We start from the raw sequence: 18,947 nt of genomic DNA, 5'->3' as shown, positions 1-18,947 counted from the left end.
ATCAAATTTTTGATTATTTACTAATAGTATTTACGTAATACTATAATCTTATGGATCTTTTATTAATAATTTTAGTCTTAATTATTGTTATATTAACATTTTTGTTATTAAAAAAAGAAAGAGTATTTGGAATTAATACTGAAGATAATTCTGAAAAAGAAAAAGTAAAAATTATTGAAAGCAAAGATTATAGAAAGAATTTATATGATTTGCTAAATTACATTCCTGAAGCTGTATTAATTTTAGATAAAAGTAAAAAAATAATTTTTAGCAATAATTCCTCGAATAAACTTTTTCAAATAAAATTAAATGAAAATATAAGTGGATTTTTACGTAATCCAGATCTTTTAAATTCTATTGATAAAGCTTTTCAAGGTACAAATGTTACTGATTTGGAAATTGAAATCAGAAATCAAGCACCTCAAAGATTAAATATAACCGCTTATTTAGATCATAATAATATTTTCTTTGATGAACAATCATGTGTTTTATTAATTAGAGATTTAACTGAATTCCATAAATTTCAGCAGCTAAAATCAGATTTTGTAGCCAATGTTTCTCATGAACTTAGAACACCATTACAGTCAATTAAAATGGGTCTCGAGACCTTTGATAATAACTCAGAATTAAAAAATAACTCTGCAATGAATGATTTATTACCTGTGATGATATCTCAATCAGAAAGAATGGAAAATTTAATTAGAGATTTATTATCATTATCAAAAATTGAGCTTCAAGAACACATAAGACCAACTCATGAAATAGATTTAATAGAATTGTTAGATTATGTAATTAAAACATATGAAAAAATAATCAGTAAAAATAATATTCAAATTAAATTTAATAAAATTGAAAATTTTAAAATAATTGGTGATAGAGATAAATTAATTGAAATTTTTACAAACCTTATTGATAACTCAATTAAATATAGTGACAAAAATAAAGAAATTACAATTTCAGCAAAAAAAGATGGTGAACTTAATATTGTTTCAATAGCAGATCAGGGAATAGGTATACCAAAAGAATCTTTGCATAGAATCACAGAGAGATTTTTTACAGTTGATCCTAGCAAAAGTCGTAGTGTTGGAGGAACTGGGCTTGGTTTAGCTATTGTTAAACATTTAGTTTCGCAACATAGAGCTGAAATGGATATTAATAGTGTAGAAAATCAAGGGACAACTATAGATATCAAATTCAACTCACTATAATACAACTAAAAAGTTAGTGGTTGTAACAAAAGTTTAACCTTCCTTTAATAAAATATTTAAGAATCAAATCTATTTAGTTCGCATATGAAACTAAAAAGGAGAATTATGAAAAAAGTAATAAGTGTAATATTTGGATTTCTTTTAGTATTAAGTTTTACAACAACTAGTTACTCAAGAGATCAAATCAAAATTGTAGGATCTTCGACTGTATATCCTTACGCAACAGTGGTTGCAGAAAAATTCGGTAAAAGTGGGAAGTTTAAAACCCCTGTAATCGAAAGTACAGGTACTGGTGGTGGAATGAAATTGTTCTGTGCTGGTGTAGGTGTTAACCACCCAGATGTAACAAATGCATCAAGAGCAATTAAACCAAAAGAAAAAGCATTATGTGAAAAAAATGGTGTATCTAAAATTATTGAAATTGTAGTAGGTAATGATGGTATTTCTTTCGCTCATGCAGTAAGTGCACCAGATGCTAATTTTTCAAAAGAACAATTATGGAGAGCATTAGCAGCTAAAGTTGATGTTGATGGTAAACTTGTTGAAAATCCTTATAAAAAATGGAGTGATATTGATGCAAGTCTTCCTAACAAAAAAATTGAAATTTTAATTGCACCCCCAACTTCAGGAACGAGAGATGCTTGGAATTCATTAGTGATGGGTAAAGGTTGCTCTAAAACAGCAAAATCTTTATTTGGTGATAAAGCTAAAAAAGAATGTGCAAAAATGAGAGAAGATGGTTATGCAGTTGAGGCTGGTGAAAATGACACTCTTATTGTACAAAAATTAACATCAAACCCTGATGCTTATGGTTTCTTTGGTTACAGTTACCTTGTGGCAAATAAAGATAAGGTAAAAGCAGCTTCTATTGAAGGTGTACAACCATCTCTGGAAGGTATTCAAGATTACTCATACCCAATTGCAAGACCATTATTCTTTTACGTTAAAAAAGCACATATTGGTGTTGTTCCTGGTATTGAGGAATACTTAAAAGAGTTTACTTCTAAAAAAGCTATGGGTAACAGAGGATACTTGGGAAAAATTGGATTAGTTCCTTTAGCATCTGACAAGTACAAAGTTACTCGAACTGCAGCATTAGATTTAAACACAATAAGTATTAATTAATTAAAATCTTATTTTCAAAAAAAGGCCAGTTTATCTGGCCTTTTTTTTTATTCAATCTAGAATTTAATTTGTAACAAAACTGTAACATTTAAAAGATAAACATCATTTCGAATGAACTTCGTCTTAATATTCTTAATATCAATATTTTCATTATCTTTATTTTTTTACGGTAAATCAAAAACTAAAAGTATCTCAATAAACAAAAATATTAAATTAAACGCACTTCCAAAATTTTATGGATACTACCTGGTATTATGGTGCTCGATACCTTCTTTAGTGTTCTTGGTTATCTGGACATTATTCGAACCAGTAATTATTAAATCAATAATTATTGAAACTGCTGCAAATAAGGGAGCTATTTTTAATGATAAGAATGAAGCAAATTTAGTTTATGAAAAAATTAAAGCTATTTATGCTGGTACTTTTTTTGGAGATATAGATATTATTTTAAAAGAAAGTGCAATTTCATATGCAAAATTTATTAATATTTTTACTAATTCAAAAATAGTATTAATTTTTACTATTGTCATTGCTTCAGTAATTTATTCGTTAAAAAAAATTAAAAATAACAATAAAGCAAGAGATGATGTTGAAAAAATTTTAAAAGGATTATTATTTGCTTCATCTCTAATTGCAATTTTAACCACTTTAGGAATAATTTTTTCACTTTTATTTGAAAGTATAAAGTTTTTCTCAGTGATAAATATTTTCGATTATTTATTTGGGACTAATTGGAGTCCTCAGAGAGCTTTTGTTAGTGATGCCTCTGCAATCACAGCAGCCGAATACGAAGAGCTTAAAGATGCATTTGGATTTATTCCATTGATTGCAGGAACCTCATTTATTGCTTTAATTGCCATGTTAGTTGCAGTTCCAATTGGGTTATTTTCTGGAATTTATATGGCAGAATACGCTTCACTAAAAATAAGGAGAATATCAAAACCAATAATTGAAATCTTAGCTGGTATTCCAACAGTTGTTTATGGATTTTTTGCAGCCCTAACAGTTGGTCCTTTTTTTAGACAAATTGGTGAAAATTTAGGATTAACCGTATCATCTGAAAGTGCTCTCGCAGCGGGATTAATAATGGGTATTATGATTATTCCTTACGTGTCATCGTTGTCTGATGATGTTATTAATTCGGTGCCACAATCTTTAAGAGATGGTTCTTATGCAATAGGTGCAACAAAGTCAGAAACGATAAAAAAAGTTGTTATACCCGCTGCATTGCCAGGTATCATTGGCTCAGTTTTACTTGCAGTATCAAGAGCAATTGGTGAAACAATGATTGTTGTTATGGCAGCTGGTCTTGCAGCAAATCTAACTATTAATCCATTAGAATCCACAACAACTATAACCACTCAGATTGTAATGATTTTAGTTGGTGACCAAGAGTTTGATAGTCCAAAAACTCAATCTGCTTTTGCTTTAGGATTAACTTTGTTCATAGCAACCCTTGTCCTTAATTATATAGCACAAAGAGCTGTTAAAAAATATCGAGAGAAATATGACTAAAGAACAAAGATTAAAAAAAAGACATAATGCTGAAAAAAGATTTAGATTTTATGGTCTAGCATCAATTTTTGTAGCATTGTTGTTTGTTATTATTTTGGTTCACAATATTTTTTCAAAAGGAAGTTCTGCATTCATGAAAACTGCAATAAATGTTGAAGTTTTTTTTGATCAAGAACTTTTAGAAATTCAAAATGGAGCTACAGAGAATGAGATTTTAGATGCTGATTTTTATGATGTTACTATTGAGAGTTTGTTAAAAGTTTATCCTGCTAAGGATTTAGATCAAGAAAATCAATTGATTGACTTATTCACAACAGATGCTGAGATTGAAATTAAAAGAGCTTTTTTAGAAAATAATAATTTAATTGGAAAAACATTCAATGTAGAGATTACAGCATCAGATGATATTGATCAGTTACATAAAGGAAATTATCCAAGAGATTTACCAGAAGACAGAAGAAGAATATCTGATTTCCAATTAGTTATTTATGATACGTTAGTTGAAAATAAAAAAATTATTAAGAATTTTAATAATTATTTTTTTAAAAATGGAGATTCTCGTGATCCTGAACTTGCTGGTATTGGTGGTGCTTTAGTTGGATCTTTTTACAGTATAATTATCTGTTTACTATTAGCTTTTCCTGTTGCAGTGTTAGCTTCAATTTATTTAGAGGAATTTGCTCCCAAAAATAAGATTACTGATTTTATAGAAATTAATATCAATAATTTAGCTGCTGTTCCCTCAATAGTTTATGGTTTATTAGCTTTACAAATATTATTAGCCACAATCCAATTGCCAAGATCCACACCATTAGTTGCTGGAATAACTTTAGCTTTAATGACATTGCCTAGAATTATTATTCCATGCAGAGCATCCTTAAAAGCTGTTCCACCATCTATTAGAGAAGGAGCTTTAGCCGTAGGTGCTTCTAAATTTCAATCCGTATTTCATCATGTTGTTCCTTTAGCGTTGCCAGGAACTTTGTCAGGAACAATTATAGGATTAGCACAAGCTTTAGGAGAAACAGCTCCATTAATTTTAATTGGTATGGTTGCATTTGTAGTTGATATCCCCTCTACACCAATAGATCCTTCAGCCTCTCTGCCTGTCCAAGTTTATTTGTGGTCTGAGTCTGCTGAAAGGGGATTTGTAGAGAAAACATCTGCTACTATCATGATGTTATTAAGTTTTTTAATTGTAATGAATTTCTTAGCGGTATATTTAAGACAGAAATTCGAGAAAAGATGGAATTAATGAACGAAGTAAAAATTAAATCAACTAACTTAAATGTTTATTACGGTGAGAAGCAAGCGTTGTTTGATGTTAATTTAGATTTAAATGAAAAAGAGGTTACAGCTTTAATTGGTCCATCTGGTTGTGGAAAATCTACTTTTATTCGATGTCTGAATAGAATGAACGATGTAATTGATATCTGTAAAGTTACTGGAAATATTGAAATTGATGGTATTGAAATTAATGACAAAAATTTAGATGTAGTATCTTTAAGGGAGAGAGTAGGAATGGTCTTTCAAAAACCAAATCCATTTCCTAAAAGTATTTATGACAACATTTCATATGGTCCAAAAATTCATGGCAAGGGTGAAACCAAAAGTGAGTTAGATGAAATTGTTGAGAGTAGCTTAAAAAAAGCTGCTTTGTGGGAAGAAGTAAAGGATAGACTTGACGAACCAGGTACAGGACTTTCTGGGGGTCAACAACAACGACTTTGTATAGCAAGAGCAATCTCTGTAAATCCTGAAGTTATATTAATGGACGAACCTTGTTCAGCATTAGATCCTATAGCAACAGCAAAAATTGAAGAATTAATTGATGAACTTAAAAAAACATATACAATTGTGATTGTAACACACTCAATGGCCCAAGCAGTTAGAGTTTCACAAAAAACAGGCTTTTTCCATCTAGGTAAGTTAATTGAGGTAGGTAAAACAGAGAAAATTTTTAAAAATCCTGACAATAAAATGACACAAGACTATATTACAGGTAGATTTGGATAAATTATGAGTAATGAGCACACAGTAAAATCATACGAAGAAGAATTAAGATACTTAATTGATTCAGTAATTAAAATGGGAAGTTTAACCGAGTCTCAAATGGTTGACTCTATGGATGCTGTAATCAAAGTTGATAAAGACTCAATTGATAAAATTATTAAAAGTGATGAAGAAATAAATAAATTCAGATCCAAAATAGATACTCAGATTATGACATTACTAGTCAAAAGAGCACCTATGGCTATTGATTTAAGAGAAACAATCAGTTCTTTAAAAATATCTCAAGACTTGGAAAGAATAGGTGATCTATCTAAAAGTAACGCAAAAAAAGTCAAACCATTACCATTAGATTTACCTGAGGAGTTATTGGGAAATTTAAAGAGATTAGGAGATTTAGTAATTAAACAATTAAATGATGTACTAGATAGTTATGTAAATAAAAATTATGACAAAGCTAAAGAGGTATGGGAAAAAGATGAACAAGTTGATGATTTGACCTATATAGCCATGGAAAGTGTTATTGATTTTCTCTCAAAAGATAAAAAGAATTTAGATTTTTCAACTCATTTGATTTTTGCAACAAAAAATCTTGAAAGAGCTGGAGATCATATAACTAATATAGCAGAAACAATTTGTTTTTTAATTAAAGGTGAATACTTAAAAGGTAGCAGACCTAAAGGAAAAGTTATTCAACAATAAAAATGAATGGTAAGATATTTATTATTGAAGACGAACCTTCAATAATTCAATTAGTTCAACATAATCTAGAAAAAAACGGTTTTATTGTATCATCATCATTAAATGGCAATGATGGTTTAAAAGAATTAAAAAAATTTCAACCTGATCTACTATTATTAGATTGGATGTTACCTGATCTTTCAGGGGTAGAAATCTGTAAAAGTATAAGAAAAGATAATATTTTTAAAAGTTTACCAGTGATTATGCTAACCGCTAAAGGTGAAGAGGAAGACAAAATAAAAGGTCTAGATAGTGGTGTAGATGACTATTTAACTAAACCATTCAGCTTTAATGAATTAATGGCAAGAATGAAGGCTGTGTTAAGACGATCTAATCCAAATATAGTATCTGACAGTTTAGAGTATGAAGATCTAAGCTTAGATAGAATTGAAAAAAGAGTGTTTAGAGATCAACAAGAAATTAAGCTTGGACCAACAGAATTTAGATTGTTGGAATTTTTTTTAACTAATCCTAAGAGAGTTTATTCAAGAGATCAAATTTTAGAAAATGTTTGGCCAAATAATGTGAATGTTGAAAGCAGAACTATTGATGTCCATATCAGAAGATTAAGACAATCTGTTAATTTAAAAAATAAAAAAGAATTAATTAGAACTGTAAGATCTTCTGGTTATTCACTTATTTAAAAAAACTTTTTTTACTAGATAAACAGCTATTATCATTCCAATCAATTCAGCCATTATATAAAATGGTGTATTTAAATAATTTATACCGGTAAATGATTCTGTAAAAGTTCTAGCTATTGCAACTGCAGGATTTGCAAATGATGTTGATGAAGTAAACCAGTAACCAGCTGTAATATATAAACCAACTGAAGCAGCTACAGAAATTTTACCTGATTTCATTGAACCAAAAATTATCATTATAAGACCTAAAGTAGCTACTATTTCTGATACAAATATATAAACGCCATCTCTTGATTTTGTTGATAGCTCAAATATTTGATGTTCAAAAAAGAAGTTAGCTAAAGCAACCCCCAACATACACCCTAAGATTTGAGCAGAAATATAAAAGGGAAGTAATCTTTTTTTTAATTTTCCAGTAAATGTCATTGCAATACTAACAAATGGATTAAAATGAGCACCAGATACATCAGCAAATACTGTAATTAATACAAATAAACCGGCACCTGTTGCTATAGTATTGGCTATTAGCATTACAGCTATATCGTTAGTCAGATTTTCTGCCATTAAGCCTGATCCAACTATGATCATTACTAGAAAACAACTTCCAATAAATTCTGAAAGAAAATATCTATTTTTATTTTTCATTTACCCAATCTTTAATTTTACTACTAATAATATTAAATGTGCTTCTAATAATTATTTGTTTTTCTTCATTATTTGCATTTTGAAGTTTAGATACAGGATCTTCTATATCCCAATGTGTTATTTGTTCCTTTTGAGGCCAGATAGGGCACACCTCATTATTTGCGTTATTGCAAACGGTAAATACGTGGTCCATTTTTATTTCATTATTTATAAATTCTTCAAAGTTTTTAGAACTATAATTGCTTAGATCGTAATTTTTGTTTTTCTCTAAAAAATTTTTTACATCTTCATTGATTTTTCCAGAAGGATTACTTCCAGCACTAAAAGCTTTAAATTTGTTTGAGTATTCGTAATTTACAATACTCTCAGCTATAATACTTCTTGCAGAATTACCAGTGCATACAAATAATATATTTTTCATTAAAAAATAATTTTATAAATACCAATTACAAATAGTGGAATTTGTAATCCAAAATTAGTTAAGATAGCCTTATCCTTTAATAAAAACCCTGAAATTGTCCATCCAACAACACCAAGTCCATGAAAATATATATTCAGTGGATAAATATTAAGATTTGTAAGTAAAATACCAGTTAATACTAAAAATGTACTTATCCATTTAAGATATTTTTTTAAAAATAACATTCAAAATTTATATGAATGTTATGTTAAAGATTTATTACAAAGAACTTTAATGTAATTTAATTTTTTTGGAGTTCATAGATTGAAACGTAGTGTTTCTTTTTAGGTAGTGGGATTATTGTTGGAACTTTAGTTAATCTTGGTTTTATTGATTTATTTCCTACAATAATATTTTTATCATAATTTTCTAAATTGACTTCAGGATGAGGGTTTCCATCATTGATTAATGGCCAAGCATCACAAGCTCTATAACCAAATAAAATTAAGGGTCTTGAGTTATTCATAAGATTATGTCCAGACCCATGAACTGATCTACAATGAAAAAAAACAACTGTTCCAGCAGCTCCAGTTATAGAAACACTATCTTTAGTTCCTATTTTATTTTTTTTAGTATCTATTTTTCCAACAAAATAATTATCTTTGCTGTGGTGGCTGTATAATTTCTTTTTGTGTGAATTTTTTATTATTTTAAGAGGCCCATTTTTCTCATAGCAATCATCTAAATATATACCAACTGTGATTAAATCATCGTTAGTATGAGGGTAAAAAGCCCAATCTTGGTGCCATCCAATTTCACTTCCTTTTTTCTTATTTGGAAGTTTAAAGTTTAATTTACCAAGATGAAATCTAACTGTTCCACCTAACAATTTTTTAGCTATGGATATAATCTTTTTATCTCTAGATAATTCATAGAAGATTTTATGCCTATTCTGAGGGTTATTTAGTCTTAATATTTCTTTATTCCTTGATGAGTCTGAATTGTAAACAAAATGGTAATTATTATAGGATTGAGTTCCATTTGCACCATTACCATTTTTTTTCTTTTTCTCTTTTGAAATTACTTCATTAACAATTTTATTTATTTTGTTTATCTTTGTTTGAGAAATTAAATTTTCTTTAACAAGAAAGCCATTTTTTTTAAATAAATTTAAATCCTTCATAAAATCAAATTATAAAGAAAATAAATCCTCTTAGAAAAAATTACAATGCTTATTGTATTATAAAAATATCAGTGAATGTTATATTTTAATCCGAGAATTTAAAAAAATTCCCAGATTAAACCTAATTTTTAATTAACAACCTTTGAAAGATGCAGACATATTTCTAATTAAATTGAAATATAGATCTTTACCTGGATCTAATGTTGCACCTAGAGGATCCAGAACACCAGTTTTAATCTTCATATCTTTTGCAACTGCATTGATAATATCAGGATTAAATTGAGGCTCTGAGAACACACAAGCTACTTTATCATGCTCGATAATTTCTCTAATTTCAGCTAATTGTTCTGCTCCAGGCATTACATCTGTATTAACAGTAAATGCACCTAATACTTTAACGTTAAATCTTTCCTCAAAATATTGATAAGCATCATGAAATACAATTGAAGAAACACTGTTACTTAAGTCTGTCATTACGTCAATTGTAAGTTTATCGATTTCTTGTAAAGCTTTAGCTAAATTACTTTTATAGTTAGCTTCATTTTTTGGATCATTTTCAATTAAATGTTCTGCCATTTCATTTAACATAGCTTTTGCGTTAATTGGGTCCAACCAAATGTGTGGATCAAATTCACCATGTGCATGTCCATCATGATCATCATGTCCATGGTCGTCATGATCATCTTCTTTTTTACCATGATCGTCGTGATCGTGGTCGTGATCATCTTCTTTTTTACCGTGGTCATCATCATGTCCATGGTCGTCATGATCATCTTCTTTTTTACCATGATCGTCGTGATCGTGGTCGTGATCATCTTCTTTTTTACCGTGGTCATCATCATGTCCATGGTCGTCATGATCATGTTCGTCAAAAATATTTCTTTCTCTAAATTTTAATACTTGTAATCCTTTGATTTCTATTAGTTCAATTTTTTCAGCTTTTTTTGCGATTGAACTTAACGGTTTTTCTAAAAAATTTTCTAAATCTTCTCCTACCCAAAACACAAGATCAGCATTTTGAAGCATTTTTGCATGAGAGGGCTTCATTGCAAATCCATGAGGTGAGCTATAACCATCCACTATTAGATCTGGTTTACCTACATCATCCATTAAATAACTTGCTAATGAATGTATTGGTTTAATAGAAGCAACTACTTTGATTTCAGCATTTGCTGATGAAAATATAGTTAAAAAGGATATTAATGAAAAGATTATTGGTAATTTTTTTAGATTTATCATAAGTAATTATTTAAAAGTTGTTATATTATAACATTATGTAATAATATAACATTTACAAGTCAAGGAATAAATGAACTCTGAGAATAAAACTTTGGTTCAACTAAATAATGCAGGCTTTCGACAAAATGGAAAGTGGTTGGTAGAAGGTGTTTCGTTAAAAGTTGAAAAAGGAAAAATTGTAACTTTAATTGGTCCTAACGGATCAGGAAAAAGTACAACTGCGAAAATTGCTTTAGGAATTTATAAAAATATAGAAGGGAATGTTGAAAAATATACTAACAAGATTGGATATGTTCCTCAAAAAATATCTATAGATTGGACATTACCTCTTCGTGTTTATGATTTTATGCTGTTAACAGAAAATATTGATGAGGAAGTGATAGATGAAGCTTTAAATTTAACTGGTGTCATTCACTTAAAAAATAAAAATTTAGGAAATTTATCTGGTGGTGAGTTTCAAAGAGTTTTAATAGCAAGGGCTATTTCAAAAAAACCAGAATTATTAGTTTTAGATGAACCTGTTCAGGGTGTAGATTACACAGGTGAAATTGCTCTTTATGAATTGATTAAAAAAATTTCAGACACTCTTAATTGTGGAATTTTATTAATTTCACATGATTTACACACTGTCATGACAGCTACTGATCATGTTGTTTGTCTAAATGGTCACGTTTGTTGTTCTGGTACACCAATGGATGTGGCAAAAAATAACGAATATAAAACCTTATTTGGTGAAAAAGCATCTCAAATTCTTTCTGTATATGAACATAAACATGATCATGTTCATTCAGAGGAAGGAGAAATAGAGAAAAATTAATATGTTTGATGATTTTTTTATTAGAGCTTTAGTTGCGGGAATAGGTGTGGCTTTAGTTACTGGCCCCTTGGGTTGTTTTGTAATTTGGAGAAGATTATCTTATTTTGGTGATACACTCTCTCACTCAGCTTTATTAGGAGTAACCATGGCTTATTCTTTAGAGTTAAATATAGCTTTATCTGTTTTTGTAATTTCATCTGTAGTTGCTTTAATTCTTATTCAACTTCAAAAAAAAACTAATCTACCTGGTGATGCTTTGCTAGGTTTGTTAGCCCATTCTTCTCTAGCAGTAGGCTTGGTTGTGATAGGATTTTTAACATTTATTAGATTTGATATAATGGGTCTATTGTTTGGCGACATATTAGCCGTTACTACAAATGACATACTAATAATTTGGATAGGTGGCGCTTTCATTTTGCTGATTTTAAAATTGATATGGAAACCTTTATTTGCTTCGACTGTTAATTATGAATTAGCAGAGGCAGAAGGATTAAATCCTGAGCGAGCTAAAGCCGTATTCACAATTTTAATGGCAGCGATCATCGCAATTTCAATAAAAATGGTAGGATTATTGTTAATAACCGGAATGCTAATCATTCCAGCAGCTATGGCTAGAAACATCTCAGACAGCCCTCAGAAAATGATATTCTTCTCAATTATAGGTGGTTTATTATCTGTAATACTAGGACTGTTTTCCTCACTTGAGTTTAATACAGCCTCAGGACCATCAATAATTGCTGCATCATTATTTTTATTCATTTTGTCTTTATTTAAAATAAAGCAATCCATTCAATTGAAAAACTAATGACTAATTGATAAGAATTTATAAATGCAAAAAGAACACAATCTTTCTAAAAACCAAAAAATAATTTTTGATCTTATTGATAAATCTGGCGAACCCATGAAGGCTTATTCAATTCTTTTTAATGTTCAAAAAAAAGGGATTAAAGCACCATTACAAGTTTATAGAGCTTTAGATAAATTAGTTGAAATTGGAAAAATCCATAAGATCGAAAGTAGAAATGCTTTTATTGTATGTCAAAATTCTAGTTGCCAAATTTCGAAAGCAACAGCTTTTTCTATTTGTGAAAGCTGTGAAAAAGTTTCAGAGATAAATAATTCAAAACTTTCAAAATATTTATCAAATTTTGAAGATGACTCAGGAATGAGATACAACAAATATAATTTAGAATTTTTTGGTTTATGTAAAAAGTGTAAATCGAAGTAATGAGCACAGTACCTTTAACCTTAGATGAAATATTTGAACTTGCCAAAAAAACTCTTTTGGTTAATGGCTGCGATGATGAAACAGCATCAATTTTATCAGATTTAATAAGAAATGCAGAAAGAGATGGTTCAGTATCACATGGTTTATTTAGATTGCCTGCATACGTAACTGGTCTTAAAAGTGGAAAAATTAATGGAAAAGGTAAACCTGAAGTTAAAAAAATATCTCCATCAGTAATTAAAGTTGAAGGAAATAATTGTTTAGCACCTGTTGTTTTAAATAAAGGTTTGCCAGAATTAGCTAAAGCTGCAAAAGAAAATGGTGTTGCAGTATTAGCAATAAACAATTCACATCATATGGCTGCTATGTGGCCTGAAACAGAAAAGTTAGCTGAAGATGGTTTAGTTGCTTTTGCATGTACGTCTTACAAGCCTGCTGTTGCACCAGCAGGAGCAATAAAACCATTATTTGGAACTAACCCAATTTCATTTGCTTGGCCAAGACCTGGCAAAACTCCAGTTGTTTACGATATGGCAACTGCATCGATGGCAATGGGTGAAGTTCAGGTTGCTAAAAGAGAAGGGCACAAAGTTCCACTTGGAACTGGTTTGACTAAAGATGGAAAAGAAACAACTGATCCAGGTGAAATTGCTGATGGTGGAGTATTATTACCTTTTGGTGGTTACAAAGGTTCTGCAATTGCTATGATGGTTGAATTATTAGCAGGAGCTTTAGTTGGTGATAATTTTAGTTATGAAACAGCTGCTAAAGATAATAATGATGGGGGTCCTCCAAGTGGCGGTGAATTTATATTAGCAATAAGTCCAGATAAAACTTCAGGAACTGATTGGCAAAAACATGCAGAAGAATTTTTTGAGAAGATGAAATCAATGGGTGAAGTAAGATTACCTGGCGAAAGACGTCATAAAAATAGATTGGACACTGGCCCAAGAAATATAAACGAAGAGTTAGTTAATAAAATAAAATCTTTAAGTTAAAGTAATTTCAATAGGAGTGTGGTCAGAGGGTTTTTCTCTTCCACGAGGGTCTTTATTGATATTTATATCCTTAATTTGATCAATTAATGAATTAGACACTAAAAAATGATCAATTCTCATGCCATTATTTTTTTGCCAGGCACCTCTCATGTAATCCCAAAATGTATATCCTTCTTTCTCTTCATTAAAATATCTATACACATCATTGAAACCTAGATTTATCATCTCTCTAAATTTTTTTCTGATTTCCAACCTATATAAAGCGTCATCCTCAAAACTTTTTACATTATAAACATCTTCTGCTGAAGGAATAATATTAAAATCACCTGCAAGAATTAAATTTGGATTTTTCTTAGATAAAGTTTTTAGTTGTTTGATTAATTGATCTAGCCAATTTTTTTTGTAGTCATATTTTTCAGTATCAACAGGGTTTCCATTTGGAGTGTATATGTTTATTATTTGAATAGTTTTTTTTTTATGTTCAAATTCAGCAGAAATTATTCTTGATTGTTTTAATTTATCTTTAATTAAATCAGTTCTAATATTTTTTAATTTATTTTTAGAAATAATTGCTACACCATTATAACTTTTTTGACCAAATACGTGGCTTTCATAATCCATTGAAGAAAAATCATCATAAGGAAAATTGATATCTTCGGTTTTGATTTCCTGCATCATTAAAATATCTGGTTTATATTTTAATAAATAACTTTTGATATTTTCAATTCGTGCTCTTACAGAATTGACATTCCAGGATGAAATCAGCATTAAAGTGAGAAAGAAACACCACAACCACAAGAGGATTTTGTTTGTGGATTAGATATTTTAAATTGTTCACCTATTAACTCAGAAACATAATCAACTTCAGATCCTTTAAGTAAATCTGCAGAAGTTTTATCAATTAAAATATTTTGATAATTTAAATCGTCGTCTTGTTTTGATTTATCAAAAGTGAATTCGTATTGAAATCCTGAACAACCACCACCTTTAATAGCGATTCTAAAAAATGAACCTTTGTCTTTTTTTGCTAACAAACTTTCTATTTGTTTTAACGCATTATCTGTAAATTTAATTTCTTTAATCATGTCTCAACACTGATATTACTAATATAATACTTAATTATTTTAATTAAAGGATGAAAAAAGACGCTTTGTTAGGGGTATACAAAAGTAAAGGGAGACTAATTAAGGAAGCTAACTCAAAATATCGATCTCCTTTTCAAAGAGATAGAGATCGTATTATTCACAGCGCATCATTTAGAAGGTTAAAACACAAAACCCAAGTATTTGTTAATACTGAGGGGGATCATTTTAGAACAAGGATTACTCACTCAATAGAAGTTGCTCAAATTGCAAGATCAATAGCTAAATATTTAAAATTAAATGAGGATTTAGCCGAAACTTTAAGTTTAGCACATGATTTAGGCCACACGCCGTTTGGTCATGCTGGAGAGGATGCCTTACATGAATGCATGGAGGATTATGGTGGTTTTGATCACAACCTTCAAACTTTAAGAATAGTTATGTTTTTAGAAAACAAGTATTTTAAGTTTAAGGGATTAAACTTAACTATAGAAACGTTAGAAGGCCTTCTTAAACATAACGGACCTGTAGAGGATATTGCTTTAGTTAATAAGTTAATAGGGATAAAAACTTTTAAAGGTAAAATTAAATATAATTCATTTCCCTCTCTTGAAGCTCAAATTTCAGCAATTTCAGATGATATTGCATATAACAATCACGATATTCAAGACGGTATAAAAGCCAATCTTTTTAAAATGGAGGAATTGGTCGAAATAGATTTTTTTAAAAATATTCATAAAAAATATAAAAATAAAATTACTAATAAAAATTATAAAATTGCAATTTATCAAATAATAAGAGACTCAATTGATCTCATGGTTAGAGATTTATTGATCAATACCCAAAAAAATATTCAAAAACTTAAGGTAAAATCCTCAAGAGATGTATCTAAATCTAATGAGTTAATCGTTTGTTTTTCTAACCAAATTAAGAATGCAGAAAAAGAAATTAAATCTTTCTTAAGAGACAAAATGTATGACAACAAGTCAGTATTGAAAAAAAATCATAAAGGTAAATTAATAATTAAGAAATTGTTTAAAATGATTAAATCAAATCCAAGAAAATTTTTGTCCAAAGATCAATTGACTAAAGACAAATATAGAGCTATTTCAGATTTTATATCCGGTATGACTGATAGATATGCTATTAACCTTTATAACGATAATAAATGAATATTTTTGAATTATATTTAGATAAAATTAAATCTGTTATTGTTGATTTGAATAAAAATAATAAACTAGAAATTCCAGAGAATTTTAATGGAATTAATGCAGAAATACCTCCACCAAAATTTGATTGTGATATTTCAACAAATGTTGCGATGGTTTTATCAAAAATCAATAAAACCTCACCATTACAGCTCGCAGAAAAACTTACTCCCGAAATTAAAAATAATGACAGTGAAATTGAAACAATATCTGTAGCCAAACCAGGATTTATTAATATTAAATTTAAACCATCTTATTGGTCAAATTTTATTAAAAATATCACAGATAATGCAGATAGTTTTGGAATAAATGACAAGGAGAAAAAAAATAATTATTTAGTAGAGTTTGTTTCAGCAAACCCAACAGGTCCTTTACATGTAGGACACTGCAGAGGTGCTATTCTAGGAGATGTTATCTCTAATGTTTTAATTTTTAATAAACACAAAGTTACAAAAGAATATTATGTTAATGATTATGGTAACCAAATTATAAATTTTACTAAATCAGTATATTATAGAATTAGAGAAGTTCATTTTAAAGAAACATTTCCTGAAGATAATCCTGATTTGTATCCTGGGGATTATCTAATTGATTTTGCAAAAAATATAATTTCAAATAATTCAGATCTTAAATTTGATAATTTTGATGAAATTAGAGATAAATTAACAGTCTTATCAATAGAGCAGGCGCTTCTGCTTATCAAAAACAATCTTAATAGCTTGGGTATTAAACATGATAATTTTGTTAGTGAAAAAAATATCGTATTAAACAATGAAGTTGAAAGTGTAATAGATTTTTTAGAAAAAAATAACTTTATTTATAAAGGAAAAATCAAAGCCCCAGCTGGTGAAGATAACAAAGATTGGGTTGAAAGAGAGCAATTATTATTTAAATCAACAGAATTTGGTGACGATAAAGATCGTGCACTTCAAAAATCTGATGGCACATGGACTTATTTTGCAAGTGACGTTGCTTATCATAAAAATAAAGTTGATCGAAATTTTGATTACTTAATCAATATACTTGGAGCAGATCATGCAGGTTACATAAAACGTATTACCTCCTCAGTTGAAGCACTGTCAGGAAAAAAAGATACATTAATTTGTAAAATTAGTCAGTTGGTAAAGTTAATTAAAGAAAACAAGCCTTTCAAAATGTCTAAAAGAAAAGGAGATTATATTACCGTAGATGACTTGATTGAAGAAGTTGGAAGAGATGCAACAAGATTTATTATGCTTAACAGAAGTAGTGATGTTGAATTGGATTTTGATTTCGATGCAGTCAAAGAAAAATCTAAGGACAATCCATTATATTATGTCCAATATTGTTACGCTAGAATTTCATCTGTATTTAGACATATAGATAAAGACTTAAATTCAAAAATTGAATTAAATGATTTTAATTTTGAATATTCTAATGATGAAATTAAAATTTTAAAAAAATTATCTGAATGGCCAAAATGTATTGACGCAGCTAGTACAAAATTAGAACCACATAGAATACCTGTTTACTTATACGATCTTGCATCTGAATTTCACTCGTATTGGAATTTAGGAAAACAATTTCCAGAAAAAAGGTTCATTAATGATCAAAAAACAGTCTCACCAGATAAATTGATCTTTTTGAAGGCTATTTCTAATGTAATAAAAACAGGAATGGATATTGTTGGTGTTGATACACCAAATCAAATGTAATGCTTAAAGAAATAAAGTACTTAATATTTGTTTTGGTAATACTTTTATTTATTTTTTTTACAGGAAAATATTATTTTTCAGATGAACACAAAAAAAAATCATACAGATCTCATCAAAATATTGATGAGAAAATAAAATTATATTCAAAAAATTTACCAGTTTTAGAGAATGATACTCAAAATGTAATTGAGTATGTTAAGCAAACAAACAAAAAGAAAAAGAAAAAGTTTAATTTTTGGAAATTATTAGACAATGATAAGTAAAAGAAAATCTTTTATAGTTGGTTTAAAATCAACAAAATTATCTAAAAATGAAATTTTATTTCTAAAAAAATATAAACCATGGGGAATTATCCTATTTACTAGAAATATTAAATCTTTTGATCAAGTTAAAAAATTAACCTCTAGCATTAGAAAAATTTTTAAGGATAAAAAATATCCAATTATGATTGATCAAGAAGGAGGAAGAGTAAACAGATTAAGAAATTTAATTTCCTTTGATAATATGACATCTGAATATTTTGGAGATTTGTTTAATAAAGATAAAAAAAAATTTGAAATCGTTTATAAGTTATTTGTAGATAAGACTTCTTATTTATTGAATTTAATTGGTGTGAATATTAACACTGTTCCAGTTTTAGACCTTAGAGTTAATGGTGCAAGCAAGGTAATTGGTGATCGATCTTATTCAAAAAATAAAAAAATTGTCTCTAAATTAGGGGATATTTGTATCGAATTATTTCAAAATAACTCAATAGGAACTGTAATGAAGCACATACCCGGTCATGGTTTAGCAAAAGTCGACAGTCATTATTCAACACCGATTATTAACAAAACATATGTATATCTTCTTAAAAACGATTTTTGGACATTTAAAAAGAAGAAATGTTTATTTGCAATGACAGGTCATGTTGTTTATTCAAAAATTGATAAAAATAACACTGCCACTCACTCTAAAAAAATAATTAATATTATTAGGAAAAATATAGGATTTAAGAATATTTTAATTTCAGATGACTTATCAATGAAGAGTTTAAGTGATGATTTAAAACTTAATACTATTAATTTATTCAGCGCAGGTTGTAATATAGCACTTCATTGCAATGGAAATATGAAAGAAATGAAGATAGTCGCAGAAAATTCACCTCAAGTGAATAGTTTTATTCTTAAAAAAACATCTCAATTTTATAAAATTTTAAGTTAATATCTTT

Annotated in this window: 22 protein-coding genes; 15 read left to right on the top strand and 7 right to left on the bottom strand. The window is 28.7% G+C overall.

Going from position 1 to position 18,947, the window contains the following annotated elements; genetic code table 11:
* Positions 1–50: 50 nt before the first annotated feature.
* The 7 genes from VP90_RS01295 to phoB all read left to right on the top strand — a co-directional run bounded on the left by VP90_RS01295 (position 51) and on the right by phoB (position 7,243).
* Entirely contained in the window at positions 51–1,208 is a 1,158-nt protein-coding gene (locus VP90_RS01295) for an ATP-binding protein (RefSeq protein ID WP_262589246.1), read from the top strand.
* Positions 1,209–1,313: 105 nt separating this feature from the next.
* On the top strand, positions 1,314–2,333 hold the full coding sequence (locus VP90_RS01290) for a substrate-binding domain-containing protein (RefSeq protein ID WP_262589245.1): 1,020 nt from the start codon (positions 1,314–1,316) through the stop codon (positions 2,331–2,333).
* A 111-nt stretch (positions 2,334–2,444) separates the two neighbouring features.
* Complete coding sequence (gene pstC, locus VP90_RS01285; RefSeq protein ID WP_262589244.1) at positions 2,445–3,848, top strand: phosphate ABC transporter permease subunit PstC; 1,404 nt, start codon at positions 2,445–2,447, stop codon at positions 3,846–3,848.
* Positions 3,841–5,103: a phosphate ABC transporter permease PstA gene (gene pstA, locus VP90_RS01280; RefSeq protein WP_262589243.1), complete on the top strand. Its 1,263-nt coding sequence runs from the start codon at positions 3,841–3,843 to the stop codon at positions 5,101–5,103. Before pstC ends, pstA begins: the two co-directional genes overlap by 8 nt.
* Entirely contained in the window at positions 5,103–5,864 is a 762-nt protein-coding gene (gene pstB / locus VP90_RS01275; protein ID WP_316963572.1) for a phosphate ABC transporter ATP-binding protein PstB, read from the top strand. The genes pstA and pstB overlap by 1 nt, the downstream gene beginning before the upstream one ends.
* A 3-nt stretch (positions 5,865–5,867) precedes the next feature.
* Entirely contained in the window at positions 5,868–6,560 is a 693-nt protein-coding gene (gene phoU / locus VP90_RS01270; RefSeq protein ID WP_262589241.1) for a phosphate signaling complex protein PhoU, read from the top strand.
* Positions 6,561–6,562: 2 nt separating this feature from the next.
* Positions 6,563–7,243 carry a phosphate regulon transcriptional regulator PhoB gene (gene phoB, locus VP90_RS01265; RefSeq protein ID WP_262589240.1) on the top strand — a complete coding sequence of 227 codons (681 nt, stop codon included), beginning with the start codon at positions 6,563–6,565 and terminating at the stop codon, positions 7,241–7,243.
* On the opposite strand, the gene VP90_RS01260 is transcribed toward phoB, so the two are convergent.
* The 5 genes from VP90_RS01260 to VP90_RS01240 form a co-directional block, all read right to left on the bottom strand.
* On the bottom strand, positions 7,232–7,888 hold the full coding sequence (locus VP90_RS01260) for an MIP/aquaporin family protein (protein WP_262589239.1): 657 nt from the start codon (positions 7,886–7,888) through the stop codon (positions 7,232–7,234). The genes phoB and VP90_RS01260 overlap by 12 nt on opposite strands.
* Positions 7,878–8,309 carry an arsenate reductase ArsC gene (locus tag VP90_RS01255; protein ID WP_262589238.1) on the bottom strand — a complete coding sequence of 144 codons (432 nt, stop codon included), beginning with the start codon at positions 8,307–8,309 and terminating at the stop codon, positions 7,878–7,880. Before VP90_RS01255 ends, VP90_RS01260 begins: the two co-directional genes overlap by 11 nt.
* Positions 8,309–8,533 carry a DUF6552 family protein gene (locus tag VP90_RS01250; RefSeq protein WP_075506507.1) on the bottom strand — a complete coding sequence of 75 codons (225 nt, stop codon included), beginning with the start codon at positions 8,531–8,533 and terminating at the stop codon, positions 8,309–8,311. Before VP90_RS01250 ends, VP90_RS01255 begins: the two co-directional genes overlap by 1 nt.
* Before the next feature lie 56 nt (positions 8,534–8,589).
* Entirely contained in the window at positions 8,590–9,471 is an 882-nt protein-coding gene (locus tag VP90_RS01245; RefSeq protein ID WP_262589237.1) for a phytanoyl-CoA dioxygenase family protein, read from the bottom strand.
* 132 nt (positions 9,472–9,603) lie between these two features.
* Entirely contained in the window at positions 9,604–10,710 is a 1,107-nt protein-coding gene (locus VP90_RS01240; RefSeq protein ID WP_262589236.1) for a zinc ABC transporter substrate-binding protein, read from the bottom strand.
* A 70-nt stretch (positions 10,711–10,780) separates the two neighbouring features.
* Between VP90_RS01240 and VP90_RS01235 the strand changes: the two genes are divergently transcribed.
* Genes VP90_RS01235 through VP90_RS01220 form a run of 4 tightly spaced genes read left to right on the top strand, consistent with a single transcriptional unit; the run spans position 10,781 to position 13,753 of the window.
* Positions 10,781–11,527 carry an ATP-binding cassette domain-containing protein gene (locus tag VP90_RS01235; protein WP_262589235.1) on the top strand — a complete coding sequence of 249 codons (747 nt, stop codon included), beginning with the start codon at positions 10,781–10,783 and terminating at the stop codon, positions 11,525–11,527.
* Between the two features lies 1 nt (position 11,528).
* Positions 11,529–12,332, top strand: coding sequence for a metal ABC transporter permease (locus VP90_RS01230; protein ID WP_262589234.1), 804 nt, complete (start codon positions 11,529–11,531; stop codon positions 12,330–12,332).
* Between the two features lie 24 nt (positions 12,333–12,356).
* A complete protein-coding gene (locus VP90_RS01225; protein ID WP_262589233.1) occupies positions 12,357–12,755 on the top strand; it encodes a Fur family transcriptional regulator in 399 nt (132 codons plus the stop codon).
* Positions 12,755–13,753 carry an Ldh family oxidoreductase gene (locus VP90_RS01220; RefSeq protein ID WP_262589232.1) on the top strand — a complete coding sequence of 333 codons (999 nt, stop codon included), beginning with the start codon at positions 12,755–12,757 and terminating at the stop codon, positions 13,751–13,753. Before VP90_RS01225 ends, VP90_RS01220 begins: the two co-directional genes overlap by 1 nt.
* Here VP90_RS01220 and xth read toward each other — a convergent pair.
* Positions 13,745–14,521 (bottom strand): exodeoxyribonuclease III, encoded by a 777-nt coding sequence (xth, locus tag VP90_RS01215; protein ID WP_262589231.1) that lies wholly within the window; start codon positions 14,519–14,521, stop codon positions 13,745–13,747. The genes VP90_RS01220 and xth overlap by 9 nt on opposite strands.
* Positions 14,521–14,838, bottom strand: coding sequence for a HesB/IscA family protein (locus VP90_RS01210; protein ID WP_262589230.1), 318 nt, complete (start codon positions 14,836–14,838; stop codon positions 14,521–14,523). Before VP90_RS01210 ends, xth begins: the two co-directional genes overlap by 1 nt.
* 50 nt (positions 14,839–14,888) lie before the next feature.
* On the opposite strand from VP90_RS01210, the gene VP90_RS01205 reads away from it, so the two are divergent.
* Genes VP90_RS01205 through VP90_RS01190 form a run of 4 tightly spaced genes read left to right on the top strand, consistent with a single transcriptional unit; the run spans position 14,889 to position 18,940 of the window.
* On the top strand, positions 14,889–16,007 hold the full coding sequence (locus VP90_RS01205; protein ID WP_262589229.1) for a deoxyguanosinetriphosphate triphosphohydrolase: 1,119 nt from the start codon (positions 14,889–14,891) through the stop codon (positions 16,005–16,007).
* Complete coding sequence (gene argS / locus VP90_RS01200; protein WP_262589228.1) at positions 16,004–17,737, top strand: arginine--tRNA ligase; 1,734 nt, start codon at positions 16,004–16,006, stop codon at positions 17,735–17,737. Before VP90_RS01205 ends, argS begins: the two co-directional genes overlap by 4 nt.
* Complete coding sequence (locus VP90_RS01195) at positions 17,737–18,000, top strand: hypothetical protein (protein WP_262589227.1); 264 nt, start codon at positions 17,737–17,739, stop codon at positions 17,998–18,000. Before argS ends, VP90_RS01195 begins: the two co-directional genes overlap by 1 nt.
* The gene (locus VP90_RS01190) at positions 17,990–18,940 is read left to right on the top strand and encodes a glycoside hydrolase family 3 N-terminal domain-containing protein (protein WP_262589226.1); all 951 of its coding nucleotides are present in this window, start codon (positions 17,990–17,992) and stop codon (positions 18,938–18,940) included. Before VP90_RS01195 ends, VP90_RS01190 begins: the two co-directional genes overlap by 11 nt.
* Positions 18,941–18,947 lie beyond the last annotated feature (7 nt).

Source organism: Candidatus Pelagibacter ubique HIMB140 (assembly GCF_025558165.1).
In the GTDB taxonomy this organism is placed as follows: domain Bacteria; phylum Pseudomonadota; class Alphaproteobacteria; order Pelagibacterales; family Pelagibacteraceae; genus Pelagibacter; species Pelagibacter ubique_T.
This window is presented reverse-complemented; position numbering and strand designations above follow the sequence as displayed.